This window comes from Peribacillus sp. SIMBA_075 (genome assembly GCF_046534585.1).
The window spans coordinates 142,320-169,153 of record NZ_JAWRYN010000006.1 but is presented as its reverse complement, the minus strand read 5'-3'; the positions used below and the strand labels follow the sequence as shown (position 1 = coordinate 169,153).

The 26,834-nt window shown below is 35.9% G+C and carries 23 protein-coding genes and 2 pseudogenes; 21 read left to right on the top strand and 4 right to left on the bottom strand.

The features are described 5' to 3' along the window. Window positions 1-62 precede the first annotated feature (62 nt). Window positions 63-704, bottom strand: a complete 642-nt coding sequence (locus SB775_RS07650) for a hypothetical protein (protein WP_410861121.1) — start codon at window positions 702-704, stop codon at window positions 63-65. Between the two features lie 84 nt (window positions 705-788). On the opposite strand from SB775_RS07650, the gene SB775_RS07645 reads away from it, so the two are divergent. The 16 genes and pseudogenes from SB775_RS07645 to SB775_RS07570 form a co-directional block, all read left to right on the top strand. Next, window positions 789-2,195: an FAD-binding oxidoreductase gene (locus tag SB775_RS07645; protein WP_377383210.1), complete on the top strand. Its 1,407-nt coding sequence runs from the start codon at window positions 789-791 to the stop codon at window positions 2,193-2,195. Further along, complete coding sequence (locus SB775_RS07640; protein WP_410861119.1) at window positions 2,192-3,523, top strand: (Fe-S)-binding protein; 1,332 nt, start codon at window positions 2,192-2,194, stop codon at window positions 3,521-3,523. The genes SB775_RS07645 and SB775_RS07640 overlap by 4 nt, the downstream gene beginning before the upstream one ends. Before the next feature lie 334 nt (window positions 3,524-3,857). Then, window positions 3,858-4,304, top strand: a complete 447-nt coding sequence (locus SB775_RS07635; RefSeq protein WP_176431848.1) for a HEAT repeat domain-containing protein — start codon at window positions 3,858-3,860, stop codon at window positions 4,302-4,304. A 327-nt stretch (window positions 4,305-4,631) separates the two neighbouring features. Then, window positions 4,632-5,573: an XdhC family protein gene (locus SB775_RS07630; protein ID WP_410861141.1), complete on the top strand. Its 942-nt coding sequence runs from the start codon at window positions 4,632-4,634 to the stop codon at window positions 5,571-5,573. After that, a complete protein-coding gene (locus SB775_RS07625; RefSeq protein ID WP_410861118.1) occupies window positions 5,570-6,172 on the top strand; it encodes a nucleotidyltransferase family protein in 603 nt (200 codons plus the stop codon). The genes SB775_RS07630 and SB775_RS07625 overlap by 4 nt, the downstream gene beginning before the upstream one ends. 31 nt (window positions 6,173-6,203) lie before the next feature. Then, a complete protein-coding gene (locus SB775_RS07620; protein WP_410861117.1) occupies window positions 6,204-8,525 on the top strand; it encodes a xanthine dehydrogenase family protein molybdopterin-binding subunit in 2,322 nt (773 codons plus the stop codon). Continuing rightward, window positions 8,525-9,367 carry an FAD binding domain-containing protein gene (locus SB775_RS07615; protein WP_410861116.1) on the top strand — a complete coding sequence of 281 codons (843 nt, stop codon included), beginning with the start codon at window positions 8,525-8,527 and terminating at the stop codon, window positions 9,365-9,367. Before SB775_RS07620 ends, SB775_RS07615 begins: the two co-directional genes overlap by 1 nt. Beyond that, complete coding sequence (locus SB775_RS07610; protein ID WP_410861115.1) at window positions 9,360-9,857, top strand: (2Fe-2S)-binding protein; 498 nt, start codon at window positions 9,360-9,362, stop codon at window positions 9,855-9,857. Before SB775_RS07615 ends, SB775_RS07610 begins: the two co-directional genes overlap by 8 nt. A 42-nt stretch (window positions 9,858-9,899) precedes the next feature. Further along, the gene (locus tag SB775_RS07605; RefSeq protein WP_410861113.1) at window positions 9,900-10,355 is read left to right on the top strand and encodes a hypothetical protein; all 456 of its coding nucleotides are present in this window, start codon (window positions 9,900-9,902) and stop codon (window positions 10,353-10,355) included. A 506-nt stretch (window positions 10,356-10,861) separates the two neighbouring features. Then, window positions 10,862-11,683, top strand: a complete 822-nt coding sequence (locus SB775_RS07600; RefSeq protein WP_410861112.1) for an alpha/beta fold hydrolase — start codon at window positions 10,862-10,864, stop codon at window positions 11,681-11,683. A 130-nt stretch (window positions 11,684-11,813) separates the two neighbouring features. Then, window positions 11,814-11,957, top strand: a complete 144-nt coding sequence (locus tag SB775_RS07595) for a hypothetical protein (RefSeq protein WP_410861110.1) — start codon at window positions 11,814-11,816, stop codon at window positions 11,955-11,957. A 283-nt stretch (window positions 11,958-12,240) separates the two neighbouring features. Beyond that, window positions 12,241-12,645 (top strand): GNAT family N-acetyltransferase, encoded by a 405-nt coding sequence (locus SB775_RS07590; RefSeq protein WP_410861140.1) that lies wholly within the window; start codon window positions 12,241-12,243, stop codon window positions 12,643-12,645. Between the two features lie 350 nt (window positions 12,646-12,995). Then, complete coding sequence (locus tag SB775_RS07585) at window positions 12,996-13,826, top strand: methyltransferase domain-containing protein (RefSeq protein WP_410861108.1); 831 nt, start codon at window positions 12,996-12,998, stop codon at window positions 13,824-13,826. Between the two features lie 803 nt (window positions 13,827-14,629). Next, on the top strand, window positions 14,630-15,325 hold the full coding sequence (locus SB775_RS07580; RefSeq protein ID WP_410861106.1) for a GntR family transcriptional regulator: 696 nt from the start codon (window positions 14,630-14,632) through the stop codon (window positions 15,323-15,325). Further along, on the top strand, window positions 15,318-16,235 hold the full coding sequence (locus tag SB775_RS07575) for a DMT family transporter (protein WP_410861105.1): 918 nt from the start codon (window positions 15,318-15,320) through the stop codon (window positions 16,233-16,235). Before SB775_RS07580 ends, SB775_RS07575 begins: the two co-directional genes overlap by 8 nt. Window positions 16,236-16,431: 196 nt before the next feature. Beyond that, window positions 16,432-16,627, top strand: a pseudogene (locus tag SB775_RS07570) (MBL fold metallo-hydrolase); the annotation flags it as partial. A gap of 390 nt (window positions 16,628-17,017) precedes the next feature. Here the strand turns inward: SB775_RS07570 and SB775_RS07565 are convergent. Continuing rightward, window positions 17,018-17,177: pseudogene (locus SB775_RS07565) on the bottom strand (helix-turn-helix domain-containing protein). Between the two features lie 242 nt (window positions 17,178-17,419). Here SB775_RS07565 and SB775_RS07560 point away from each other — a divergent pair. The 5 genes from SB775_RS07560 (at window position 17,420) to SB775_RS07540 (ending at window position 22,999) form a co-directional block, all read left to right on the top strand. Next, window positions 17,420-18,010 carry a DedA family protein gene (locus SB775_RS07560; protein ID WP_410861138.1) on the top strand — a complete coding sequence of 197 codons (591 nt, stop codon included), beginning with the start codon at window positions 17,420-17,422 and terminating at the stop codon, window positions 18,008-18,010. A 222-nt stretch (window positions 18,011-18,232) separates the two neighbouring features. Continuing rightward, window positions 18,233-18,724: a CDP-diacylglycerol--serine O-phosphatidyltransferase gene (gene pssA / locus SB775_RS07555; protein ID WP_410861103.1), complete on the top strand. Its 492-nt coding sequence runs from the start codon at window positions 18,233-18,235 to the stop codon at window positions 18,722-18,724. A gap of 198 nt (window positions 18,725-18,922) precedes the next feature. Beyond that, window positions 18,923-20,200, top strand: coding sequence for a VTT domain-containing protein (locus SB775_RS07550; protein WP_410861102.1), 1,278 nt, complete (start codon window positions 18,923-18,925; stop codon window positions 20,198-20,200). A 988-nt stretch (window positions 20,201-21,188) separates the two neighbouring features. Beyond that, complete coding sequence (locus SB775_RS07545) at window positions 21,189-22,043, top strand: hypothetical protein (RefSeq protein ID WP_089362227.1); 855 nt, start codon at window positions 21,189-21,191, stop codon at window positions 22,041-22,043. A gap of 44 nt (window positions 22,044-22,087) precedes the next feature. After that, complete coding sequence (locus tag SB775_RS07540; protein ID WP_286140773.1) at window positions 22,088-22,999, top strand: VanW family protein; 912 nt, start codon at window positions 22,088-22,090, stop codon at window positions 22,997-22,999. A gap of 2,140 nt (window positions 23,000-25,139) precedes the next feature. Here SB775_RS07540 and SB775_RS07535 read toward each other — a convergent pair. After that, on the bottom strand, window positions 25,140-25,292 hold the full coding sequence (locus tag SB775_RS07535) for a hypothetical protein (protein ID WP_410861101.1): 153 nt from the start codon (window positions 25,290-25,292) through the stop codon (window positions 25,140-25,142). 1,191 nt (window positions 25,293-26,483) lie between these two features. Then, window positions 26,484-26,627: a nitronate monooxygenase gene (locus tag SB775_RS07530; protein ID WP_286140772.1), complete on the bottom strand. Its 144-nt coding sequence runs from the start codon at window positions 26,625-26,627 to the stop codon at window positions 26,484-26,486. Between the last annotated feature and the right edge of the window lie 207 nt (window positions 26,628-26,834).

The following is a 26,834-nucleotide window of genomic DNA, read 5'->3' as shown; positions in this document are numbered from 1 at the left end:
AGAATTTTAGTGATGTGACAATCGATCCTGCTGACCAAGCTCGGATTTTATCCAGAAAAAAATCAGCTAAACGTTCTATTCAAATGATCCAAGCACCTTTTAGCAGCCAAAAGTGGTGCCGTTAGGATAGGGACAGAAGGGTTAACTTGCTTTGCGACATGCTCCATACTATATTGTGAAAGCAAAATCACTTCTGTCTTTCCATCCAATTGTTCCACCATCTTTTTTACTCGATCGTCATGTTCCTTTCTTTTTCCTTGAGATAATAAATGAATGACCCCTGGATCTACCAATGATTCGATCAAACAGTCCGGATTCTTATTCAATAAATAATTTTGAAGGGCGACGGGCGTTTCTTTTACGGTTGAAACCAGGCCGATGCTAGTATATCGAAGTGCTTCATCAAGCATGGCCTCATCTGAACGAAATAACTTTACAGAATAAAGAGGTTGTAAAATTGAAGTGATGTCATTAAAAGCAGAGCAAGTAAGTTGGATGCATGAAACGCCAGAATCATAGGCTAAACTCACTAATGATGAAAAGCGGCGGATGATTTCCGGAGTTAACTTGCTGCTCTTTTCCATCAAGGCGAGAAGGCCCGTGTCCATGAAATGAAGGAGTTCAATGTTCGGAGCAACTGTTTGAAATGCCATTTCAATTGGTTTTAGTGCAGTGGTGGTTGCGTGAATAAGTGCTATTTTCAATAAAAACCCTCCTTTTTTATTTCATTATATCTAGCAGGATAATAGAATACCATTATATTACATCAATGAAAGGAAGTGAGAATTATGGAGAAAGAAGCCCTGGACGATCTTAGTCAGGTAATTCCAAGTGATAGAATGTACCTTGATTTGGCAGAAAGGTATTGTTATAGCTATGACGCTTCTTTTGGGGAATATTTACCTGAAATCGTTATACAGCCAAAAAACGCGGAGGAAATCAGTGAGGTGGTTAAATTGGCTAATACTCACAAAATACCTGTTTACCCTAGAGGATCCGGAACTTCGCTAAGTGGCGGCCCTTTACCTGTTAAAGGGGGGATGGTTCTTGATATGACCCTTTTACGGGATAAATTGATCATTGATCGGGAAAATATGCTTGCCATTGTCTCTCCAGGTGTGATAACGGCAAATATCCATAAAAAGGCTGAAGAAGCCGGCTTGTTCTATCCGCCTGATCCAAGCAGTTCCAATGTTGCCACAATTGGCGGAAATCTATTGGAAAACTCCAGCGGGCCAAAGGGATTGAAATACGGTACGACAAAAGAATATGTGATAGGCCTGGAGGTGGTCACACCTACGGGAGAAATCATCCGCACTGGCGGAAAGACTGTAAAGAATGTAACAGGGTATGATTTGACACGATTGATCGTAGGATCGGAAGGTACCTTGGGCATCGTTACAGAGGCAATCATTCGCTTAATTCCAAAACCGCAATCAAAACATACTTTTGTCGCCCACTTCAATCATTTGATCGACTCCGGTCATGCCATTACCAGCATTTTATCGTCAGGAATCCTACCATCAGCCATGGAGTTAATGGATAATGCGTGTATCCGTGCTGTTGAAAGTTATCGTCCTTCTGGATTGCCTCTTCAAGCAGAGGCCATTCTGATCATTGAAATAGATGGGCACCCTTTGGCGATTGAGGAGGAAATCAATAAGTGCGCCGATTTATGCCGGGCTGAGGGTGCTTCCTACGTCAAGATTGCGGAGACAGAGGAAGAACGCCAAACGATTTGGAGTGCGCGTAAATCGGTATCCCCGGCCATTACACAAATGGGACCTACAAAGATTTCTGAAGACGCAACTGTTCCGCGCAGTCAAATTCCGGCGATGATGGAGAGATTAAACCAAATCCGGGAAAAATACGGATTGAACTTGGTTGTATTTGGTCATGCCGGCGATGGCAATTTACATCCGAACATCATTACTGATAAACGAAATATTACGGAAATGAAAAAAGTGGAGCTTGCAGTCAGTGAAATTTTTGAAGCTGCAATAGAACTAGGGGGAACTCTTTCCGGAGAACATGGAATCGGTACATTAAAGTCACCATATATGGAAATGGAATTAGGTATAACAGGGGTGAATATGATGAAAAAAATTAAAAAAGCATGGGATCCCAATAATATCATGAATCCAGGAAAGGTTTTTCCTGATAAGGGCCAGACAAGGGTCGTGTTGGTTACATGAATCTACCTGTTAAATCCAACGCGACAAATGAAGCGGTCCAAAATTTATATTCAGATGCCTATGATTGGACAAACCAATGCGTAAAATGCGGTTATTGTTTACCAGCATGTCCTACATATGAATCAATGGGTGTAGAGTCCGCTTCTCCACGCGGCCGAATCAATCTAGTGAAACTGGCAGCCGAAGGGAAAATAGATTTCCAAAAAGATTTAGCTGAACCGATCGACCTTTGCTTGGGCTGTCGTGCTTGTGAAACCGCATGTCCAGTCGGTGTGCCATACGGACATATACTGGAAGCGGCAAAAGAAGCGATTGAAGCCTCCCCATCAGCGAACGAAAAAAATAAAATGACGAAAATCAAAAAACTGGCATTGGTTCATCTTTTTCCATATCCAAAACGAATGAATAGGATTGGGAGTGCAGTCCACCTCTATCAAAAAACGGGGCTATCCAAACTTATCCGTTCATCGAATGTACTGCAAAAGGTTTCCCCTGCCCTTGCACATTTAGAACAAGCACTTCCTCCTATCGAGTCGTCCTCCAAACGAATCCGGACAGGAACGATAATACCGGCAAAAGGGGAAACGAAATTAAGAGTGGCATTTTTTGCTGGGTGCATCATGGAATCCATGATGTCTCGAATCAACCGTCTTTCCATCGAGCTGCTCACCATTGTGGGCTGTGAGGTCATTCTCCCTGAAAATCAGAATTGCTGCGGTGCACTGCATTCCCATCAAGGCGAAATAAAACAAGCAAAAGCATTGGCGAAGAGGAATATCCAAGCCTTCATGCAATCAGATGCTGATGTAATCGTAAATAACGCAGGAGGCTGCGGTGCTTCGCTTCTTGAATATGGACACCTATTGGCTGATGATCACGAATGGGCTGGGGCGGCAAGGGCATTCTCGGAAAAATCAAAAGATATCAGTCAAATTCTTCATCAATTGGGGCCACTTCCCATTACTGAAGAATGGCAAGGCATCGTTTCCTATCAAGATTCATGTCATTTACGCAATGTTCAAAAGGTCCAAAAGGAACCTCGTTTATTATTGCAATCCATACCAGGTGTTTCCTATGTGGAAATGGAAGGGTTTGACCGTTGCTGTGCATCTGGAGGCATTTACAATCTTCTTCACTTTAATGAATCCATGAAGATACTGGATGAAAAAATGAAGAACCTAAAAGATACAAAAGCCACTGCAGTAGTGACCGTTAACCCTGGCTGCCAAATGCAAATGAGCATTGGCATTCAAAGGGAGGGAGCAGCAAACCAAATCAAAAGTATGCATCTTGTTGAAATACTTGCCAAGGCTTGCGGCTTGGATTGACCAAAGAGAAACTGAAACTTTATAGAATATTAAACATCAGTATTTCCTGATTCATTGGGAATTACTGATGTTTTAATTTTTCTCCATTAAAGATGAAGGAGAAAATATCTTTGTAGATAAATGATACAGAGGATATCTGCAGATGAAAATAGCGATTTATGTTCATTAAATTGAAAATACAGCAGACCGGTAAGAAATTTAACTATATTAAGATATGGAAAAGGGTATAATAAGTAATGTAATAAACCATTCTTGGTAATGGATTATTGTAGGGTCGGATTTAAATTTTACTATATCCGATATTTACATAAAGACAGAAGGAGAAATGATTCATTTGAATAACAAAGAAATAAAAGGTATCGAGTTACCTGCCAACTATGAGGAATTAAAAAAATCTGCCAATCGCAAATCTAATTGGAGAGAACGTTTAGATGCGATCGAAGAGTTAGGTCAGTCAAAAAATAATCAAGTAATCGATATTCTCAAACATATCATGAATAGTGATTCTGTATATAAAGTTCAAGAGTCCGCATACCGTCAACTGAAAAGATTAGGCGAAGATGTTCAATTGCCACCAAGGAAAAAGGGCGAATTGGTTAAAGGATTAACCAAAATCTTAGTTAGGATCAAGAAGAGTTTACCAGAAAATCACTCATATGCTGAATTCAAAGAGAAACTTCAGAAAATGAGAATGGATATATATGACACCTATGAGGGTGAAAAAGGGGCAGACTTTGATAAGTGGCTTGAAAATACTTGGTCTGCTTTATCGAAAAGATAGAATTTATTCAAAAGGAAAACAAATAAGATTGGATGAAGGAGCAAAATTTTTGCTCCTTTTTGTTTACCAATAAAATAGGTATACACTTATATCCTCCCCTTTAATTTAAACATCGAATGATACACTCTCTACATACAAAGATTAAATGACTGTGAGTCTTTAAAGCATGAATCAGGAAAAACCACATTTCCCATGTGCTCAGCCCGCGCTAGAATAATTCTATTCTATTTATTCCCTATATAAACACATTTTTTTTATAAATCAACATAATGTTATTAATAGAATGAATGAACTCATAGGAGACCAGGAGGAAGACAATTGAATCAAATGTATACGATCCTTGAAGAGGTTCAATCGACCTCTATGGAGTGTGTATTGGCTACCATCATTCATGTGGAAGGTTCAGCATACTTACGTGAAGGTACCTCCATGCTTATAAAAAAAGATGGTTCATCTCTTGGCATAATTAGTGTTGGGTGTATCGAGGAAGACCTTATTCTTCATTCTTGCAAAGTGTTCGAAAGGAAAAATACAGAGACCTTTGTATATCACATGGAAAGTGATGAAGATCTAGAATGGGGTATTGGAACAGGTTGTAACGGAACTATATATATATTACTGGAGTATGTGGACCATAAATTAAAGGAACATCTTTCATATGTCTTGGCTTCCATTAAAGAAGCTAAGGTAATCGTTCATCAAATTGAGCTAGATGATGATTGGAACTTATTGGGGTATTCTTTCCGACCAGAGGATGAGAATCACAATGCACCCAAAGATAAAGATGTTAGCTTTATTTATATGCAAAAGATTATACCTAAACCTCGTTTAATCATTTTTGGAGCTGGATGTGATGTATATCCAGTTGTCACAATGGCTACCTCAATAGGGTTTTTAGTTACTGTTTGCGATTGGAGGTCCGAGCTTTGTAACGAAAATAATATACCCGACGCAGTTAGCCATATTGTAGGATTCCCAACTGAAATTATGGAACAATTATCTTTTAAAAAAGATGATTATGTTATCATCATGACTCATAACTTTCAGAGAGATAAAGAAATACTTTCACTAATGATGGATCATTCATTATCCTATATAGGCATTTTAGGTTCCAAAAAACGTACAGCCAGTTTATTTGACACGAAAATCCCTAATAATATACACTCACCTATCGGTTTATCAATTGGAGCTAACGGCCCATTCGAGATTGCTGTTAGCATTATAGCTGAATTAATTCAGCATAAAAGAATGAAGGAACATCCGGAATGAAAATAACTGGGGTATACTTGGCCGCTGGAAATAGTAATCGAATGGGTACAAATAAATTAACCTTGCCATTAGGAAATAAAGAAATGGGAAGATGGGGATTAGAAAAAGCGGTTCTATCTGAACTTAACGATATTATCATAATTTCAAATCATTTAAACCACCTGGATTTATCAGGTTTTTGTTCTGAAAAAATAATTACGGTCGAAACTAAAGAACCTGGAGCAGGTCAATCCCATTCACTCCAAACGGGTATACGATCAGCAAACAACATACATTCGGACGCCGTAATAATTTTACTTGCTGATCAGCCCTTTATAACAACAAATATGATAAACAAACTCATCGAAATATACAAAGGTAACCCTAATTACTCCTTTGTTGCCTCTAGTTTTCATGGTTGTATACGACCTCCCATACTTATTGACAAAGACCTCTTTTCCGACATTCACCTTTTGCGAGGAGACCGAGGAGCAAGACAGATTCTAATGGCGAAGAAAGAACAGGGGATACTTGTTCCTTTTTATGAGGAAAAATGGTTTGTTGATATTGATAATATGAAAGAATACCTTTTTTGGAAAAACAAAATAGATAACAATTAAATAAGAATAATAATGAAAATGAGGAGACTATATGGATATTATCGGAAAAGGGGTAACTCGAAAAGATGCCTGGGAAAAGGTGACAGGGCAGGCGATTTACACAGGGGACCGCGAAGAAGTAAAAACTCTCCATGTTAAAAAGGTAATTAGTCCTTATGCACATGCCCTTATTAAAAATATTAATCTAACCAAAGCTGAAAAAGTTCCAGGCGTTCGTGCAATCATAACAGGTGGGAATTTACCGCTTACGGGAGAAGAAATCAGGGATCGGTACCCCATAGCTTTAGATAAAGTCCGCTATCATGGAGAAGTAGTTGCACTAGTTGTAGCTGATACATCGAAACAAGCAAAAATTGCAGCTGACAATATTCAAGTTATCTATGAACCTTTAGCCGTTGTCAATTCACCAACGGAAGCCTTAAATCCCAATTCCCCCCTACTCCACCCAAATTTAGATACTTATAAAAAAATATCCGAGGTATATCCCGAGCCAGGCACAAATATAGCAAACCGAACCAAAATCAGAAAAGGTGATAGAAAAACAGGTTGGCAAGAGAGCGAAATCATAATTGAGGAAAAGTTTTCTTTTTCCCCCTCCGACCATGCAGCCATGGAAACAAGATGTTCTTTAGCGGAAATTCACTCAGATGATAAGGTCATTATCACTTCTTCTTCTCAAGCGCCCTTCATGATCAAGCGTTTGATAAGTGATTACTTTGATGTTGAAATCGGAAAAGTCATAGTAAACACTCCACTTGTTGGAGGGGCATATGGTGGTAAAGCCTCGGTCCAACTTGAACTATTAGCTTATATCGCGTCAAAGGCCGTTAATGGCAGGCTAGTAAAAGTTGAAAATAGTCGTGAAGAGGATATTCTGACATCACCTTGTCATATTGGATTAGACGCTACCATTAAATTAGGTTGTACAAAATCTGGTTTGCTAAAGATCGCAGAGCTGACGTATTTATGGGACGGGGGAGCATATGCTGACAAAGCTACAGATCTAAGCCGTGCTGGAGCTGTAGATTGTACCGGTCCTTACAATATAGAAAATATTTGGTGCGACTCTCTCTGTATGTATACAAATCATCCATATGCCTCGCCTTATCGAGGTTTTGCCCATTCAGAAGTTCTGTTTGCTTTTGAGCGGGCCATGGATTCTCTTTCAAAAAAGCTTGGAATGGATCCACTTGAACTTCGTGAAATGAATGCGATACTCCCAGGGAACTCCACCCCAACACAAGTTAAATTGAATTCGAGCACGGTAGGTAATCTCCCTAAATGCATACAGGTGCTTAAGAAAAAAATGAATTGGGAAGAGGGCCAGTTAGTAAAAATAAACGACAAGATAATCAGGGCAAAAGGTATCGCTTGTATCTGGAAAACTTCAACGATCGATACCAACGCTGGATCTGGTGTCATATTAACCTTTAACCCTGATGGCAGTGTAAACCTTATTTCAGGAGTAGTAGAAATCGGTACAGGAACAAAAACGATATTAGCACAGATTGTATCAGACAAATTAAAGGTCTCAATTGATCGTGTAAACGTTCAGATGAAGGTAAATACACAAAATACTCCAGAACATTGGAAAACGGTAGCAAGCCGCGGAACATTAATGGCAGGAAGGGCTGCGATTCAAGCTGCGGAAGATGCTCTTTCACAAATAAAGAAACTTGCTTCTTGTGTATTACGAGCCCCAATTGAAGACATCGTCCTTGGCAAGGAAAGGGTCTTTATGAGAGGGGAACCGAATATCGAAATTCCTTTCAAACGGCTAGTGTATGGGTATACATATCCTGACGGAAGCACGATTGGAGGACAAATCATCGGTAGAGGGCAATATACCATTCCACATATAACAAATTTAGATCCCGATACAGGTGCTGGCAGACCAGGTCCTGAATGGACTGTTGGCGCACAAGGGGTAGAAGTAGAGTATGACATAAATGAGTATACTTACAGGATAGTAAGGGCAATATCTGTCATTGATGCAGGAAAGGTTTTGAATCAAAAAACTGCCGAAGGACAAATAATGGGTGCAATGAGCATGGGCATAGCATTCGGCGGGCGTGAAACATTCTATTTCGATCACCTTGGCAGAGTATTGAACCCTCAACTCAGAACCTATAGACCGTTAAGATATGGAGAAAACCCTGAATATATTTGTGAATTTGTAGAAACACCACATTTAGAAGCCCCATATGGCGCAAGGGGCCTTGGAGAACATGGGCTCCTAGGTATGCCAGCTGCTTTAGGTAACAGTTTATCTTTGGCTGCGGGGATTCCTTTGAACCAGTTGCCATTACTTCCTGAACTCATTTGGAGGGGGAAGCGAGGGAGAAGAGATTAATGTTACCTTATAATTTTGATTATTATAAACCTCAATCGATAAAAGAAGCGATTGAACTTTATCAACTATTAAAATTACAAGAAAAAAAACCTATGTATTATGGTGGTGGGACTGAAATTTTAACATTAGGACGTTTAAATTTTATATACACCGATGCGATTATCGATTTAAAAGGGATTCCAGAATGCAGTGCATTCGGGTTTCAAGACCAAGAACTGATCATTGGCTCAACATTGAGTTTACGTGCAATCGAAGAAAATAAGCTATTTCCGCTATTATCGGATACTTCAAAAGAAGTTGCTGATTATACATCAAGAAATAAAATCACTATAGGTGGAAACATATGTGGTCAAATTTTTTATAGAGAGTCAGTTCTTCCATTTTTATTATCAGATAGTACTGTCATTATTGCAGGACCAAAAGGAACGAGGAAAGAATTTATTAATGAAGTTTTCCATAAAGAGCTACGACTTGACGAAGGGGAATTTCTCGTACAAATTGTAACAGAAAAAGAATATCTGAAAGCTAAACACATTAGTGTAAAGAAGAGGCAGCAATGGAAAACGGGATATCCGCTTTTAACAGTTGCCTCATTAAAAAAAGAAGGATTTATTCGATTTGCATTCAGCGGGGTTTGTCCATATCCTTTTCGGTCAATTCAAATGGAAAACAAACTAAATGATAAGAGTTTATCTTTTAAAGATCGAATTTTAAGCTCCTTTGAGTTTTTACCAACTCCAGTTTTAAACGATATAGAAGGATCCAATGAATATAGATTATTTGTTTTAGAAAATACCCTTTCATACATTTTGTCATATATAGGTGGTGAGGAACATGAATAGCCATTCGGCGGATCGTAAAGTTACCATTCAATTAGAAATAAATGAAGAACGGTATGAGAGGGATATATTGGCATCGGATATATTGCTAGATGTTCTCCGAGATAAAATTGGACTCACGGGAGCTAAACCTGGATGTTTAAATGGGGATTGCGGCGCTTGTACGGTGATAATAAATAAACAGCCAATGAAATCCTGTTTAATGTTAGCCATTGAAGCAATTGATTCAGAAATCCTTACAATAGAGGGACTCAAGAATACCCCGATTCAGAGAGCATTTGTGGAACATTTTGCTTTTCAATGTGGGTATTGTACATCAGGATTTATAATGATTTGCCAGGCTTTACTCCTTAATGACAGGAACCCAAGTCCTGAAAAGATTGAAACATGGCTTTCTTCGAATATTTGTCGGTGTACCGGATATAAAGAAATCGAAAAAGCAATATATTCAGTAATAGAAAATGTAAATATAAAAAATCAAACAAATCAGTGACGTTTGCCCGTTTATATGAATAAAATGCCTACATGGGGAGTGGTGATATTGATTGAAACCTGTGTAGCTAATTCAGAAAAAAAAGTACTTCACTCCTTTCAGCGTAATCTCGAAATTACAACAGCCATCCTATTATTAACTGGACAAATTACAATCATTGGCGTTTTTGTAAGGTCAGGAAGGTTTGGTCTCTCTTTAGGTGGGCCTCTTTTTGGGGGCCATCGTATCGAAGGGAGGGACCACTCGCAAGTGGGAAATCTTTTTATCGATATATTGGACATCATTATAGCTATATTATTAATCAATGATGCCATACATGTGACAGGAATATTTATTTCGTCTGGTGATTTTTCAATTAATGTTTCCGGTCCTATTTTTGGTTACCCTGAAGTTGTTCCCGCATTGCCAATTGAAGATTATAATTTTTTTAATACGATTGTAAAGAAGCATTATAATGTTCCATCAGAATTATTAACTACATTAAAAGGGAATGAGTAAAAATGTCATTAACAGATATTCCTACAATTAAAAGTTCGAGAAACAATGCTTTTCTAATAGCCATTCCCATTATCATCTTCATATTTTTCTTCACTCAGCAAAAGTCCACAGATGTCTAAAAACTTTGATACTTTTAGAGTAATAAAGGTTTTTATCATTTCAGAGGTGAGGCCTTTTTATAGCTTTACCTTTTTTTGTTGTGCTTTTTGATGTTATATAGGGTAGAGATGGAAGCAAATAAATTTCGGACAAAGAATTGAAGGAGTCCATATCCACGATAAATCCATTTTGAATAAACTTTGGATAAAAACCTAAAAACACAAGCATTAAATAGCAAACCAACATAGAAATGAGAGAGGGAATTTGATAGTAATTCCATATAAACTCTCTATTAGTTTTATTTATCAATCGTCTATTCCCGAAGAAATCCCCTTTCTAGCCAGGAACTATGACCTGGCTGAATGCAAAAAAGGTTCCAAAATACTTTATTCAGGAGGTAGATAAAAGTGGAAAAGAAAAAATTGGTATTAAATGGAAAGGTCGTATCTTATATCGAGAAAGGCAATGTTAATGATCCCCCAGTTCTTTTATTGCACGGGGTACCTGAGTCCAGCCTTTTGTGGAAGGAAATGATTCCATGCATTGTGTCTTGTGGATTTAGAACCATTGCACCTGATCTCCCAGGATTCGGCCAAAGTGAACAGTTTGATGAATCCTCAACATGGGAAAGATATGAACAGTTTGTATCGGATTTTACAAGGGAACTAAAACTAGATAAATTCCACCTTATTGTACATGACTGGGGCGGACTTATTGGACTGAAATGGGCATGTGATCATCCAGAGAGAATACTAAGTCTCTTTGTTTCAAATACAACCATATCAGTAGATTATAAGTGGCACTCACTTGCTCAGATTTGGAGAACACCAAATGTCGGAGAGAAAATAATGAAACGCATGTCAGATGATCGCCAAGCTCAAACTGAATTGAAGAAAACGATTCCGAACATAGTTGACGAAATTCTGGAAGATTTCTTTCATGTCTTTAGAACACCCGAATCTTGTATAGTCATCTTAGATCTATACCGTTCAGGAAATATAGAAAAGGTAAAATCGTACAATCAAAAACTAAATCAGATCAAAATACCCGTCACAATAATTTGGGGAGAGATGGATCCTTATATACCTTTTGAATTTGCCTATAAGCTCCAGAAAGAAGGCTTCCCACATGCACAGGTTCACATCATTCAAAATGCCGGGCATTTTATCCAAATCGAAGTGCCTGATAAAGTGAATGCTTATATCCAACAGCATTTTAAAAACGTGTAAACCTTTTATAAGATATATAGAGGGGGAGAAGCGGATGAAACATCAGCATTCCCCTTTTCGAACGTAACAATACTTTATGGATAATCTTATTGTATTATTTGCATTTATATCACTAAATGGAGCACAGATGATGATTGAACAATATAATGGCTTTTGGCAAACTGGTAAACTTAATTATCCATATGGAAGGGGAATTAAGTTCCAAATTGAAGTAGAAAATATAGAGGGGCTTGTACATAGAATAAAGAAACATAATATTATACTGTTTAAATAAGTTATGATAAACACCTATAGTGAATTTACACAAAAAGAATTTTTAGTTCAAGACCCAGATGGTTATTTGTTGAGATTTCCACAAAAATATTAGGGTATAATTGTTATTTTTTATTCTTATCCAAAGCAGTAAACCGGAACAAAAGATGGAACTTTTACAAATGGATACTAACTGACGATGGGTAGCTTTTTTATGCAACAATAGCGGCAGTTTAGTGTGAAAATAAGTAGCGAGTTTAGTAATCTAAAAAGTTAAGGAGGCGAACATTTTGACATCCATAGAAATGGCACAATTAATTGATTTGGATGATATAGTGAAGATTGATGAAGAAGTAATCGGTAACAAAAGCAGATGTAAATACATTAGGAAAGCCATTGAGGAAGAGAGATGTATAGTTTCCATTAATAAGAATCTTATGGTTGGTTTTTTAATATTTGATACTCATTTCTTTGATTGTAGCTTCATTTCACTAATAATTGTTAAACCAACTGAAAGACGAAAAGGACACGCTACATCGCTTATTGAGTATTTTATGAATAATTCTCCAACAAAGAAAATTTTCTCTTCAACCAATAAATCAAATGAAAGAATGCAAGAAGTTTTTATAGCAAATGGATTCATACAAAGTGGATTTATTGAAAATTTAGATGAAGGAGACCCTGAGATAATTTACTTTATAGCTAAGTAAGTTCTTGCTAACGTGGGACCAGATTGTAAAGAAATGTACCTTAATAAACGGGGGCGTTTGTTAAAGGGCTCATACATATTATATATGTCTAATATGTATGAGCCCTTATTTTATCTATAATATTTAAATTTTAGTCTTGATAACTTCAAATCCCTAAAGTAGTGAGTCTTTCACATTAACGCTGCGAGAAGTTAAGTATGACCAATGCTAATATGTTGAGAGATAATAATAGAAAAAGGCTTTGTGCATTATCAGGAGCTGATTTGCAGCTCTTTTTCTTTTGCAACTATGGGGTAGAATGGTTTAAGAAAGTTATTATACATAAATTATATAATTTGAGGAGAGAACAGATGAAAACTAATAATCTTGATTATATTGAATTTTGGAGACAATCCATGGTAGATCATTATGGTAAAGTCCCAAATCGACTTAAAGATGATGCAGCAGAAGAAGCTTTTTGGTCATCCATGGTTGAAAGGAAAAAACAACATAAAGCGGACCCTTATACTAAACAAGTGAACCAAGAGTTACTGCCATTATTAAATCGGGAAGACCATGTATTGGAAATCGGGCCTGGCTGGGGCAATTACACCTTTGATATTGCAAAAGAGGTCAGGAAGCTAACTTGTATTGATAGTTCTAAAAGCATTATCAGTTTTTTGGCATCTCAGGCGAATGAAAAAGGTACCGAGAACATGGATTTGATTCATGATAAGTGGGAAAGTGAGACGAAAAGGGATAAATATGATGTAGTATTTGGTTTTAATTGTTATTACCGTATGATCGATATCGGTCACACCTTATTAAAAATGAATGAGTCAGCAACCCGTTTAGTGATAGTCGGTATGACGACAGGACCAGAAAAACCTCATTATATGGAATTGGAGAAACGAGGATATACAATCAATTTAAGAAAACGGGATTACATACACATCTTGAATGTATTGTATCAACTAGGAATACTGGCGGACTGCAAGATCGTGAAATTGAAAAGTAAAAAAATCTATTCCACATATGAAGAAATGATTCGTGATAATACGACAAAAATTCTCGATGAACAATTTTCCTATGATGAAGTAAAAACAATCCTTAATAAATATGTTGTGGAAAAAGAAGGCGTTTTTGAATACGAATATCCGTTTCATGCAGCTTTGATGTATTGGAATCCTAAGGAATTATGAGTAATCCAGTATCATTATTTTTTTCTCATTTTGGGGACCTTCAGGAAAAAAGGTATTTTTTTGTTAATATTCGCAAAATATACTGAACATGCCCCCAAAAAACAAAGAAATTCGGAGAGTGATTGATAAATGAAAGAAATATCCGAAAAGAGATTTTGTGAAATATGTAAAAAGGAGACAGTGCACACAGTAAGGGAAGATGCATTAGAAATAGAATATTCATGTAATGAATGCAATCGGCACCAGGAGATTTACAAAACATTTTTTTAATAATATTCAATTAATTTGAAGGGAGCTTGAATCATTCATTGATCCAATTGGTGGAAAGTTTTAAAATTATGAAGGACCCAGGAAAACGATGCCAGCCACGTTTTGGCTTTTGAAAAAAGATGGTATCACAAACGGCGCAGGACTTATTTCAGATAGGTTCTAAGACTTTGGAAACAAATTAAGAGGCATTCATTCCATACTACCGATATAAACGAAAAGCTTAGTTTATACAGGGAATCGTTGTAGAGCACAAGGTTTCAGCGATTTTTCAGCGATTGATGGGAAAAGCGGGATAACATCCAAAGAAAAGGAATGGCCCTTTCTTTGGATGGGGTCACTTTATCATGCGAACTAAGTTTTGTGTATGTTTTATCTAAGGACCCATTTAGACAATCATTTAAAAACTGAACATAGGTAAATTTCTAAATCATTTAAAAACTGAACATAGGTAAATTTCTAAAATTCATTCCAACGGCATGCAATATGTGATATATTGCATACTACATATTGGTATTTTGAGGAGGAAATAGCCGTTGGTACATTCAGATTCAACTCAAAAAATTAAACGTACTTCTGTACGTGAAGAAGCGTACATAATCTTGCGGGATTGGATTGTCCAGGGAACACTTACGCCAGGTCAACAATTACGTGACAAAGAATTAGCCGAACAATTAGGAGTAAGCCGTACTCCTATAAGAGAAGCACTATTAAGGCTCGAGGATGAGGGGTTTGTGGAGACCAAGCCGAGCCGTTCAACCATTGTTTCCCCTATTCGGTTCGATGGAGTATTAAATATATATTCTATTGTTTGGACACTGGAAAAGTTAGCTATGGAACAGGCTTTTGATATCTTAGAAGAAAAACACTTAAATGAGATGGAAGTCATCAATCAGGAAGTGAAAAAAGCAATTGTCGAAGGAAATCAATTAGCTGCCGTCCAGAAGGATAATGACTTTCACTCCATTTACATCAATCTTCCAGTAAATGATGAATTGAAGCGGATTCTATCTGGACTAAAACAAAAACTTATACGAATAGAACTGTATTATTTCAATCAGGTAATTGGTGTACATCTTTCCGGTAATGAGCATGATCGGATCATACAGGCATTAAGACAAAGAAATCTCTCGATGGCCCTTGAAATGATAGAAAAGAATTGGAAAGAAAGTTATTTTAGGATTCAAGCCCATATGGATCGTGTAAAAGGTGGGGAAGAAAAAAATGAGTAATGATACTTTAGTCGATGTATCATCTTCAAGAAATAAAGGGATCGCTCTAGTACTTACCGGCGCTGCATTATGGGGAGTATCAGGAACGGCAGCCCAATATCTATTTCAACGGCAAGGTTTCAGTCCTGAGTGGCTCACGGTGGTACGCTTATTGCTTTCAGGCGTAATCTTATTGGGGATTGCTTTTAAAAATGAAAGAAAACAGGTTTTTGGCATTTGGAAAACTAAAAAAGATGCGCTTCAAATTATCCTTTTTGCCATTCTGGGAATGCTCGCCGTTCAATACACATATTTTGCAGCAATTGAATATGGCAACGCAGCCACTGCCACTGTCCTTCAATACTTAGCGCCGGCCCTGATCACTTGTTATTTAGCCATTCGTTCCAAACGTTTTCCGACCATTACTGTGAGTGTAGCTGTGATCATAGCGATTTTAGGCACTTTTTTGCTTGTAACGGGGGGAAGCATACGTACACTTTCCATATCCGGGTGGGCAGTATTTTGGGGAGTAACATCAGCCTTTGCATTGGCATTTTATACTTTGCAACCTTATGAACTCCTTTCAAGATGGGGTTCAATGATTGTTGTGGGGTGGGGCATGTTGATTGGAGGCATTTGTTTTAGTATGGTCCATCCTCCTTGGGCATTTGAAGGCAATTGGACTTTACCTTCTTTTTCAGCGGTTTTGTTCATCATCATTTTCGGTACGATCATTGCCTTTTATTTTTATTTGGAAAGTACGAAATACATCACAGCTTCGGAGGTAAGTTTATTTGCTTCGGTTGAGCCATTATCCGCAACCTCTATATCCGTTATCTGGCTGAATGTAACATTCGGTTTTGCCGAATGGCTTGGCACACTTTGCATTATAAGCACCATTACGATTTTATCGATAGCAAAAAGCAAGTAGTTCCAATTATCAACAACTGGAGTATAAATAAAATTAAACAATAAAACTAATAAACTACCATGGAAATAATAAAGTCGTTAAAAAAACATAATGCTTGTTTAAAAATCGGGGCTTTTTGGTTTTATGCCTTCTTTTCCATATCATGTATAATAAACCATGGAATATTTTTATACACATGCAGTATCGAGGAAGAAAAATGAAGCTAATAGAGCACCAATCGAATTTGAATTTAATAAACAACAAAATCACATTTATCCTAACTTAATTATATTGAATAATGAACTGATTTGGTCGATACAGGGTATTCAAATTCCTTACCTTTAATTGAAAATGAATTTTTAAAAAATGGATATGAAGTGAAGAATTTAAAGAAAATAATCATTACTCACTATATTTGCACTCAAATTTTTCATTATTAACTATCAGGAAAGTTGAAGTAGGGGCCAAAAAAAAAGCGATATTTATCTAACATAAAAAGCGGGCGATAAAATAATATTAACAGTTCATTTAAAGGGTGCGATTCTTGAATAAAGTTATTTTCTCAATGAACGGGTGCAATAGTTGCCATGGCTTTTGATAATTACCAATACCCAATTTAGAAATTTTAAAAATGTGGTGTTTCACTAAACAGAAGACCAGTCTGATGAACCGGACTGGTTTTTTTATATCAATACTCTTTATTTATATGGAGTATCTTTTGAATAGGCTTTGTTAAACATTATTGTAGATTTTTAAATAGAATATACCACTAATTGTGGTCTTCATTGGGACTTAGGATTTACTCATACTTCACTACTGTATTTTAGGATATCTTCCAGATTGACAGTCCACCCCCTTACATATTGCCTCTAAAGTCGAACTTCTAATAGCGTTTGCCTTTCCATTTTTCAATATAGAAAGATTAGCCATTGTTATTCCAACCCTCTTCAAAACTTCTGTCACTTTTTTGTACTTCTAAACCAAACCCTTTATTTGATTAGCAGCTTCTTTATTTTTGTTAAAAACTTTATGAAAACTAAAAATGAATTTTTTCGTTCATTTAACCAAAACATAAAATAGCTTAAACACACATTTTGCATATATTTCTTTAAAAGTTTCTTCTTCTTTTTTATTATTTAAATACTGCTGATTATAAATGATCAGAAATGATTGTTTGAAATCACCTAAAAGGTGGAGTGAAAAAAGTGGAAAATCATATTACTTACCTTCTAGAACATTATGGGTACTTCGGAATAATATTTGCTTTAATCGGAGGTATTGTAGGACTTCCTATACCCGACGAGGTGCTTCTTACATATATTGGTTACACTGTGTATCAGGGTAAATTATCTTACTTAATTTCGATAGTAAGTGCCTTTGTAGGAGCAACAGGGGGGATTTCGCTTAGCTACTTCATTGGTAATAAATTTGGGTTGCCTTTGTTAGAAAAGTTTGGACCAAAAATTCACATTACCGAACAAAAAATTAATGCAACCAAGAAATTATTCAAGAAATTCGGACCCTATTTTTTATTTTTTGGTTATTTTATTCCTGGGGTACGGCACCTTACAGCGTATATAGCGGCTGTCAATCGCTTCCCATTTAGAAAATTTGTTATTTACGCCTATACTGGTGCATTAATTTGGTGTTTTACTTTTATCACTCTAGGAAGAATATTAGGGGAAAATTGGACCAATGTTGAAAAATATTTGTCAACATACAGGATTTATTTAATTACAAGTTTATTGGTCCTTTCAATATTAAGTTATTTTTTATGGAAGAGAAGAAATCGATAATGAAGGGGTATTTCATAAAAGTCGCTTCTTTAAAAGAATAAAATTCCAGAAACCGTTAAAAAATTCAACTTGTTTTTTATTACGAATCTTAAGGCAAGTGTGTTACTTGCTGGCTTCTGTATTTACCAGGATAGTTTTTCCTCTAATATTTATGAATAGCGGAAGAATATATAGAAAATGCTACATAAATGCGGAGATTGTTCGACGTCAGGGGGGACTTCCTTGTTCAATCAGATAGTTAAAGCTGTACCCAATTTATTTACGATTGGAAATTTATTGTGTGGTGTACTCTCAATTACTTATATGATGAGTGGCTTTTTGCAAATAGCCGCCGTTTTGATTTTCTTTTCGGCTTTTTTAGATCTTCTTGATGGAAGGATTGCAAGAAAATTAAAAGTGAACAGTGAATTTGGCGTGGAATTGGATTCCTTGGCTGATATTATTAGTTTCGGAGTTGCTCCAGCACTTTTATTTCATTCGATAGCAGCACCATCAATTTTAACGTCTTTGGCATTTATCCTTTTCCCAACTATGGGAGCATTAAGATTAGCTAAGTTTAGTGTTAATCCAACCATTGGGTATTTTAAAGGATTGCCTATTCCAGCAGCTGGATTACCATTGGCTGGCATGGGATTCTTTTTATATAGCAATGCGTGGATTACCTTAATACTCGCGTTCTTAATGGTAAGTCCAATTAGGGTAAAAAAACTATAATTTCGTTATCCTTTGTAAAAAAGCTAGTAACCTTTTTAGAAAAGGGTACAGCTTTTTTATTTTATCCATAACCTTTTTGATCCCCTAAAACAAGATTAGGATTTCATTGACATAGAAAATGATTTCATTATTTGTAATCTAAAGTTGAAGAAAAAATTCACACTAAAGTTTCTTTTAATAAAAGATGGAGGCATTTATATGTCATACTTAATAACTGTATATGAACAGCACAGTTATCTGATATTATTCATTGGGATTTTTCTAGAACTCATGGCTCTACCAATTTCAGGTGAATTTTTAATGAGCTACGCTGGGTATTTTGTTTTTCAGGGAACAATGAATTACCCTTTGGCACTCCTGACTGTCTTTGTTGCAGGAGGTGGGGGAATAACTGCAACCTATTGGATTGGTAGGGCAGGTGGGTATAAACTAATCGAGAAATATGGAAGGTATATCCATATGGGGCCGGAAAGATATAAAAAAACCTCCGCTTGGTTTGAGCGTTCAGGCAGAAAATTATTGGTCTTTGCTTATTTCATTCCAGGAATTAGACATTTCAGTGGTTACATTTCAGGGATTTCTAGGATGCCGTTTCGAAAATTTATTATTCCAGCTTATATAGGTTCATTTTTATGGGGATTTTGTTTTATAACTCTAGGAAAAGTATTGGGACCTCGCTGGGAGGCCTTCCATCATTCAGCAAGTAAATATTTCATTATTTTTATTATTATTTTCGGGGTATTGTTAGTTGGGTATTTCACTTATCGGTTTTATAAAGTTCAAATTAAAAACTTATTTATTCATGTAATTAAATGGTTAACAAATCGACTAAAAACCATAAGAAAAACAGAGATCTTTCTTATTTTTCTCACTTTAGTTTTAATCGGTATGGTGACCTTGATGCTTGGGATGGCTCAAGACTATTTATATAATGAGTTTACTCAGTTTAATGAAATTGCTGTATATATAGTGGATTCTTCAATATATATGAGTTGGATGAAAGGGTTGTTAGTATTTCAATCCCCTTATGTTCTTGGAGTAATTATTGGTGTAACGGTCATCCGCATTTGGAGGAAGAGAAGGAATAGGCTGCTTGAGTATCTTTTACTTATCGTTTCGATTTTAGGAGCTAGGCTGTTTCATGAATCAATTATGCAGATTTTTTCCTATCTCCAATCAATACGGTTCGTGGGGAAGTATCATTCCTCAAATTTTCCTGATTTAAATGCCACTATTACAATAATCATTTATGGAACATGCTTATTTTTACTTATTCGTCATTCGAAAAAAAAATATGCTTCCATATTCGTTCCATTAATTGGGTTATTATTATTAGTGTGGTTAACAATTGCAAATATTGCATCGACCGAATTACTTCCAAGTGATATTTTGGGTGGATATGTATATGGCGGTGTCTGGATATCATTTATCTTCTTGTTGTTTGAAATGTTAAGACTTGTAATAGAAAAGTATTGAATTGAAAATACATATTCCTGTATTCGAGGCTGAAATTCAGTTTGAGGGTAATAAAGTCATAGTAGAACATAACGTTAAATCAGGAATAGAAACCTCATTGTAATCTGGAATCGACTTGATTTTATTGGGTGTTATGTTGCCTGGATTAAATGGAATGTAGGTACTAATGAAAGCGGGTAGACCAGCCCCTTTCTAAATTCTCTTTAAATATTTTGTGCAATCCACGATGATTTAAAGGCTTAGTTTTTTGATATAAAAGTTCGGTTTACTATTATGTTTGTTACTCAATAAGAATTTCTTAATAGTCTTGAAATACCGTTAAGGAATTGGGATTAAGGGAGAGGGGTGTTTTTTTCCCTTTTCCTCGAACTAAATGTATTTCCCCCATGTTAAATCCACTAATTCATTGGGATCACGGATCATGTCTAATGGGTAAATAATTTATGCTTCTGTAAGGGCTATATTAAGATGAATTTTATCTGCTTTAAGTGCTTGAATACCTGCTGCGAAGTAAGACTTCATCATGTAATATATAGGCCTTTTAAGCCCTCTGTGACTGGATATGGTCTTGGGAGTTTAATCTATACAGTTCTTCTTCATTCCAGTTTCTATTCACTGACTATCCCTCTTAGTTGTTAATAGTATAATTTCCTACATAGAGATTTTAGAGATACAGCAAGATATCAAAAAAATCGGCGTGAAACCATTTTAGCTTTTAATTTGCTCAATGCTATTCTGCAAAGATTGAATCATGGCATCTTGTGTAGTTTCTAAGTTGTTATTCAGATTAGGGATATCAAAAAGTACTTATTCGACCATCAACATTAATATGATTGAGCCTTTTTAAGCCTTTATAGCTGATTCCACCAAACCCAGTGTTTAGAACATAAATTAACAGGGAGGAGTTAATTTGAAGAATTTCCAAATATTCAAAGGTATTCAAATGATTATGTCCTGAAATAATAAGAAAAATTGCAGGAGAAACCAAATGAAAAACAATAAATTGTATCAAGTAATTATCGCTATTTTTATAATTGTCTTAATGGTCGATCACTCGGTCTATGCAATCGAATGGGAAGATGAAGAAGTACCAATAAGCTTTAAAATTGAGATGTTACCTTGGGAAATTGTAAACAACATTATTCCTAATAAAACAAATTTTACCATTATTGATATTGAAACTGGTTTATCATTTAAGGTACAACGAAGAGCAGGTAGCCATCATGCCGATGTACAGCCACTAACCAAAGAAGATACTCAAATCATGAAGAAAATTTATAATAATAAATGGAGTTGGAATAGAAGAGCCATTATTGTATTAATCAATAATCAAATGATTGCTGCATCTATGCACGGAATGCCACATGGTGCTGGTGCTCTACAAAATGGTTTTTCAGGTCATTTCTGTGTTCATTTCTCTGGAAGCATTACGCATCGTTTGAAAAACGAAGATCTTTCTCATAAATTAATGGTATTGAAAGCGGCTGGTAAGCTTGATGATTATCTACAAACGGTAAGTCCCTATGAACTTATACGTATTTTTACCATTGCCATTAATCAAGAAAATCAGAAATTATTAGCAATGACCTTATCAAATCCGAGTCATCCTAATCGTGTCAATAAACTTGTTAAAGATATTACATATTTTGGAGTAGTTGACCCTTTAAGACAACCGCCTGAACAACTAAATGGGCTTTTTCTCGTGGATGTACCCGTTCAAGCAGCTATTTATAAGAAGAGAGAAGGCAAAGAAATAAAGGTTATGCATTTTATGATCAGAAGGGAAAGTTTGACTGATCGTTGGTATATTGATCAAGATTTGCTCTATGAAGACTTAAAATAGGATTTGTGAAGTAAGGTGCAGTAATATAATGGGGGTGCATTCAATTGAGATTAACATGGATTGCCGGAATTTTACTATTCGTTCAACAAGTGAATATTTCTGAAAGCTTATCGGTAACCCATGAAGGACGAACGATTGCCAGTGTCAACCATTCTGATATTACTATGCCCTTACTAGATGTTCCTATAATGGACGTGGATAAATACAATCAATTTGTCAAAAAAATAGACCAACAAGTGTACCAAAAACCTGTAAATGCCACAATAGACAAACAAGGTAATATTCTTCCTGGGCGGGTAGGTTATAAGCTATACCATCAAGCATTTAATGAGCAATTTTATTCCTTTTTGTACAGAAGTAGAGCATATAAACTAGAAGTACCTTTGCTTGCTATTCATCCAAAAGTTGACAGCGAATTACTTGCGGAGATTCGTGAAAAAAAGATAGGTGAATATAGAACCTATTTTAATGTGAACAACAAAAATCGTTCAAATAATATCTCACTTGCTACAGAAGCCATTAATAATTATGTCGTGTTTCCAGGAGAGGTGTTTTCTTTTAACCAAGCCGTTGGCAAGAGATCAGAAGATAAAGGATATTTGCTCGCTCGAGTTATCGTTAAAGGAGAGTTTTCTGAAGGGATTGGTGGAGGGATCTGTCAGGTGTCATCCACCCTATTTAATGCTATCGACAATGCAGGGTTGCAAACAACTCAACGCTATTCCCATACTAGGAGCGTTCCGTATGTTCCATCTGGCCGCGATGCTACAGTAAGCTGGTATGGTCCTGATTTTAGTTTTAAAAACAAGTACAATCAACCTATTCTAATCCAAGCTACAACGCAAGGAGGAATGGTAAGTATCATGATTTACTCTTCAGAAATGATTAATTATAAGACACGAAAAGTTCCCGCAGCTTCAAATCAACTATCAAAAGAACAAATTTACCGTTCGTAAAAATACACTTTTACGAACGGGTTACTTTTTTATAAAATTCCCTATATTTAAAGTCCTTATTATGTAAACAATTTTCACGAATTTGTTTACATAATAGTGAGTAGCATAGAAGAAACTCGTAAAAAAACAGCCTTTGCTTATGGAATCAAGGGCTTTTTAAGGGATAAGGGGGAAACAGCTTTTTCTTAATGCAACGCAACTATCGTGGCAGTGTAGTGTATGTTTAATTTTATATATCACAAGAAATATCAAAAGAAAGAAATTGATACCTCTATAAGTATTAGGCGCTATATTCTTCTTAGAAGATTGTATCCACGGAAGATTAGCAAATAACAGGAAGATAATTGACGTTGCCTTTGATAACGATTATTCTTCGTAAGAAGCAGATATCAGAGCCTTTAACAAGACCGGGGAATGGTTTAGAATGAATGTTTCTAGAAAAGTACGCCTTAATGATGAAGAGAAAACCGGTAAGCGGGTAAGCCAGCACGTTCTAGAATCTCCTTAAATAATTTGCAATCCACGAAGATTTAAAGGCTTATTTTTTTGAAAGGTTCTTTTCGTAAACATTGTTGTTTTTAAAACGAAACTATTTAAGGCTGATTGGAGCGGAAGTGCGAGACTCCTGCGGGTGCAGCGGGACAGGTGAGACCCCACAGGCGTTTACGCCGAGGAGGCTCACCGCCCGCACCAAGGAAAGCGAGCATCTGGAGGGGAAATCACCACAACTCACTACCTGGTAAATAGAACAAAGTATGTGAAAACAGCCTTTTGAAAAGATCGGTTCACTGTAATGTTTTTGCTGCTCCAAAAGGGTTTCTTGATAATCTTGAAATAACGGTAAGACAATAGGATGAAGGGGGAGGAGGCTCCCTTTGATTTTCTAAATTAACTTGCCCCCATATTAAATATTAAATATTAAATATTAAATCCACTAATTCCTGACGTCTCATTCCTGTTGTTGCGTGTAGTTTAAACATTAATTCCTTCCTAATTCTTGCGGTCGCGAATCATGTTCTAGATAGGTAAATAATTTGTGAAGCTCCTGTAAGGTCATATATTTAGGTAATTTCTTATCTGCTTTAGGTACTTGAATACCTGCTGTGAAGTCAGACTTCATGTAATTTTCTTTTAAACAATATTCACTAAATGATTTTAAGCACGAAATGCGGCGTTGTAGCGTTCTTGGCTTAATACCATGATTAATGACCTGATCTTGCACAAAACGCCGCACACTGGACGATGTGAGATCATCTAAGTCCAATGATCGGTTGTTAGCAGTTAAAAACTCACCTTAGAGCTTCAAATCGAATGCGCAACTAGTTAATGTGTTCAAGGAGTAATTTTTCTCAACTTCTAAGTACATGAGATAATCATCCGAAGCTTGAACGTAATTCAAAATTATCAGACCTACTGGGAATTATTCAGTCCAACCCAAGGAAGTATGTTCGAAACCATTAATTATGAGACCTAGCCGACTTATAGAAAGATCCCCGAGTGTTATTAGAAATAGCATTGAATATTATAGTCAACTTGAACCAAGTTAGGGGACAGGAATGAATCTTATGGGAACTTGAAGCTGTGACCACTTGGTACTTTTATGTTTGTTTCTAGTTTACATAATATATATTATAGGAAGTTGTATTTTAATTATTATTTGTATCTCATATCTTAAGAATACTTAACTTAGTGAGACGAATATTGAATTTTCGATTCTAACAATCCAAATTTCATCTTATTCTAATTACGAATTAAATTTAGCAAAAAAATTTAAATGACTGTCGTTATCTTATCTAATTTAAAAAGATTTTTAATCTTTATTAAAAATTGACGGTTTATAATGAATTAAATTAATTATATTCAATGTCTTTTAATTGGCTATTTTTTAGTTGTTCCTTATAATTTTCTGTTAATTGATATATTATAATGTAATTTTTTCGCGAAGAATTATTTAATACATACAAGTCAATTCACTCTCTGGATATCTAAATGCTTCGTTATAGAAATTACATCTATTTTATGCTGTCCCTTTGTGTAGAAAACGGAAACGCCTTCTCTTTCTCCCTTTTTCAACCCATTCGCTTTAAGGACTTATTCATAACCATATGGTATGCCGTTTTTTTCCGACGACCTTGACCACTCATAAATTTTTCCCGTGTTCATTTTCCAGTACAGGGAACTCATATAAACCTTCTGTAGTTTCGTATAGTGATAAATTAATGAGATTATAAATTATTCCCCCACCTATCAAAAGCGCAGCTATAGCTAGTGTCCAACCAATCTTTTCCTTCATTTTGCTTATCCTTTTCTTTCATAGACCCTTTTTTAAGCCGAGAAATACGATTCAATATCTACATATTCTATGCAAACGGTACATTTCCTATATAACCATCCTGCCGCTCCTCGTTTTATTATATTGATATATAAATATAATGGAGAAATGAGAAAAATCACGGGGTTACATTCTGATTAAATTATACAAATATAATTTAATTTTACGACAAATCTCTCCAATGTACCGCTTTCCTACCAAAAATAATCATAAGGTCGTCTATAGCCACATGATTCCCTCCAGTCGTTAAAATATAAGAATTAGCCATTAAATATCGAATCCGTTCTGTTATTAATAAGATTACATACAGCTTTAATTCCATACTTACTCAAATGGAATTTATATCGTGTATTTCCGTTACGATTAATTTCATTTTTTTATTTAGGATAAAGTTCAGCAGCTTAAAGAGCATAGTAAGATTAATATGACAGTCTTGATCCATTAACTTAACAAGTTCTAGCACATTTATCTTGGCAAAATGATAATTGGCAGCTATTTTAAACTGTGCACCATTTATTTTTAAGTGAGTGATTATATATTACAATTGGTCTTTACTTGCCTAGATATTTGCTTGCATACATCGGATTAATACATAGCTAGCTCAGTTACATAACTAGGACCTCCTTATTTAAGTAAATAGCAAGGTTATTGGCATAATTAATATATTCCCTTTTATTTATGGACCAGTAAAGTTACTGAGAAGCTTTTAAATTGAATTTGCACGACATTTAATGCTTTTTAGGAGTCTCCATATAAATGTTATGTTTTACATTAAGGTAGTGAAGATTGTTGGTAGATCCTTCACATTCATTACATCAATTACGTAGCTGTATGTCGTTAGAAGCCTAAGAACAATCTACATCAGAAAAAAATGGAACATGGAATCACTTGTCATCTCATGTTCCATTTTGAAATATGGGAAATTCATGTTCAAATGGATTTGATCCGGCTTTGGATGAATTCAAACGAGATTGTTGCTTCTTGGACGATTTGTTTTAAAAATTCTTTGACGGCCATTACTTTTTTTATCAGTCCCACTTTCAAGTTTGTCCTCTACTTTACTGACGGTATTTAATGCTATACGCTAAGGACTGCCTATGTTCCGTTGAATGACAACCGTATCCATTTCATTGACTGGTACCATCCAGTTCTTCACGTTGCCATAAAGCGAGTTCCTCCCATGACAATACCTTCAGCCCCGAGTGATAAGGCACTAATAAGGCCTCTGCCATTCGAAAATCCCCCGCCTGCTATTACAGGTGTCAATGGCTCAAGGGAGCATGACAGGGTGTCCATCTGTTTCATTCCCGACAATAATACTGGAAACGACCCCCAACTTCTCTGCCGGCATTGCTTTTTTTGACACTCTTATGTATCAAGGTAAAGCCGTGCTCATTGAGTTTGGGCATTAAACTCTCTTGACTTCTTCAACCGTTTCGATAATTTTCAAATCTTCATCTATTAAAATATTAAAGAATAATTCAGTCATTCTCGTTTAATTGA

Bases quoted from the DNA above. Each gene is read 5' to 3' on its own strand.
- SB775_RS07590 (WP_410861140.1), top strand. From the start codon at position 12,241: ATGGCACAATTAATTGATTTGGATGATATAGTGAAGATTGATGAAGAA.
- SB775_RS07595 (WP_410861110.1), top strand. From the start codon at position 11,814: ATGATTGAACAATATAATGGCTTTTGGCAAACTGGTAAACTTAATTAT.
- SB775_RS07620 (WP_410861117.1), top strand. From the start codon at position 6,204: ATGGATATTATCGGAAAAGGGGTAACTCGAAAAGATGCCTGGGAAAAG.
- SB775_RS07550 (WP_410861102.1), top strand. From the start codon at position 18,923: ATGTCATACTTAATAACTGTATATGAACAGCACAGTTATCTGATATTA.
- SB775_RS07575 (WP_410861105.1), top strand. From the start codon at position 15,318: ATGAGTAATGATACTTTAGTCGATGTATCATCTTCAAGAAATAAAGGG.
- SB775_RS07535 (WP_410861101.1), bottom strand. From the start codon at position 25,292: ATGAAGGAAAAGATTGGTTGGACACTAGCTATAGCTGCGCTTTTGATA.
- SB775_RS07530 (WP_286140772.1), bottom strand. From the start codon at position 26,627: ATGGACACCCTGTCATGCTCCCTTGAGCCATTGACACCTGTAATAGCA.
- SB775_RS07630 (WP_410861141.1), top strand. From the start codon at position 4,632: ATGTATACGATCCTTGAAGAGGTTCAATCGACCTCTATGGAGTGTGTA.
- SB775_RS07640 (WP_410861119.1), top strand. From the start codon at position 2,192: ATGAATCTACCTGTTAAATCCAACGCGACAAATGAAGCGGTCCAAAAT.
- SB775_RS07645 (WP_377383210.1), top strand. From the start codon at position 789: ATGGAGAAAGAAGCCCTGGACGATCTTAGTCAGGTAATTCCAAGTGAT.
- SB775_RS07615 (WP_410861116.1), top strand. From the start codon at position 8,525: ATGTTACCTTATAATTTTGATTATTATAAACCTCAATCGATAAAAGAA.
- SB775_RS07585 (WP_410861108.1), top strand. From the start codon at position 12,996: ATGAAAACTAATAATCTTGATTATATTGAATTTTGGAGACAATCCATG.
- SB775_RS07610 (WP_410861115.1), top strand. From the start codon at position 9,360: ATGAATAGCCATTCGGCGGATCGTAAAGTTACCATTCAATTAGAAATA.
- SB775_RS07545 (WP_089362227.1), top strand. From the start codon at position 21,189: ATGAAAAACAATAAATTGTATCAAGTAATTATCGCTATTTTTATAATT.
- SB775_RS07625 (WP_410861118.1), top strand. From the start codon at position 5,570: ATGAAAATAACTGGGGTATACTTGGCCGCTGGAAATAGTAATCGAATG.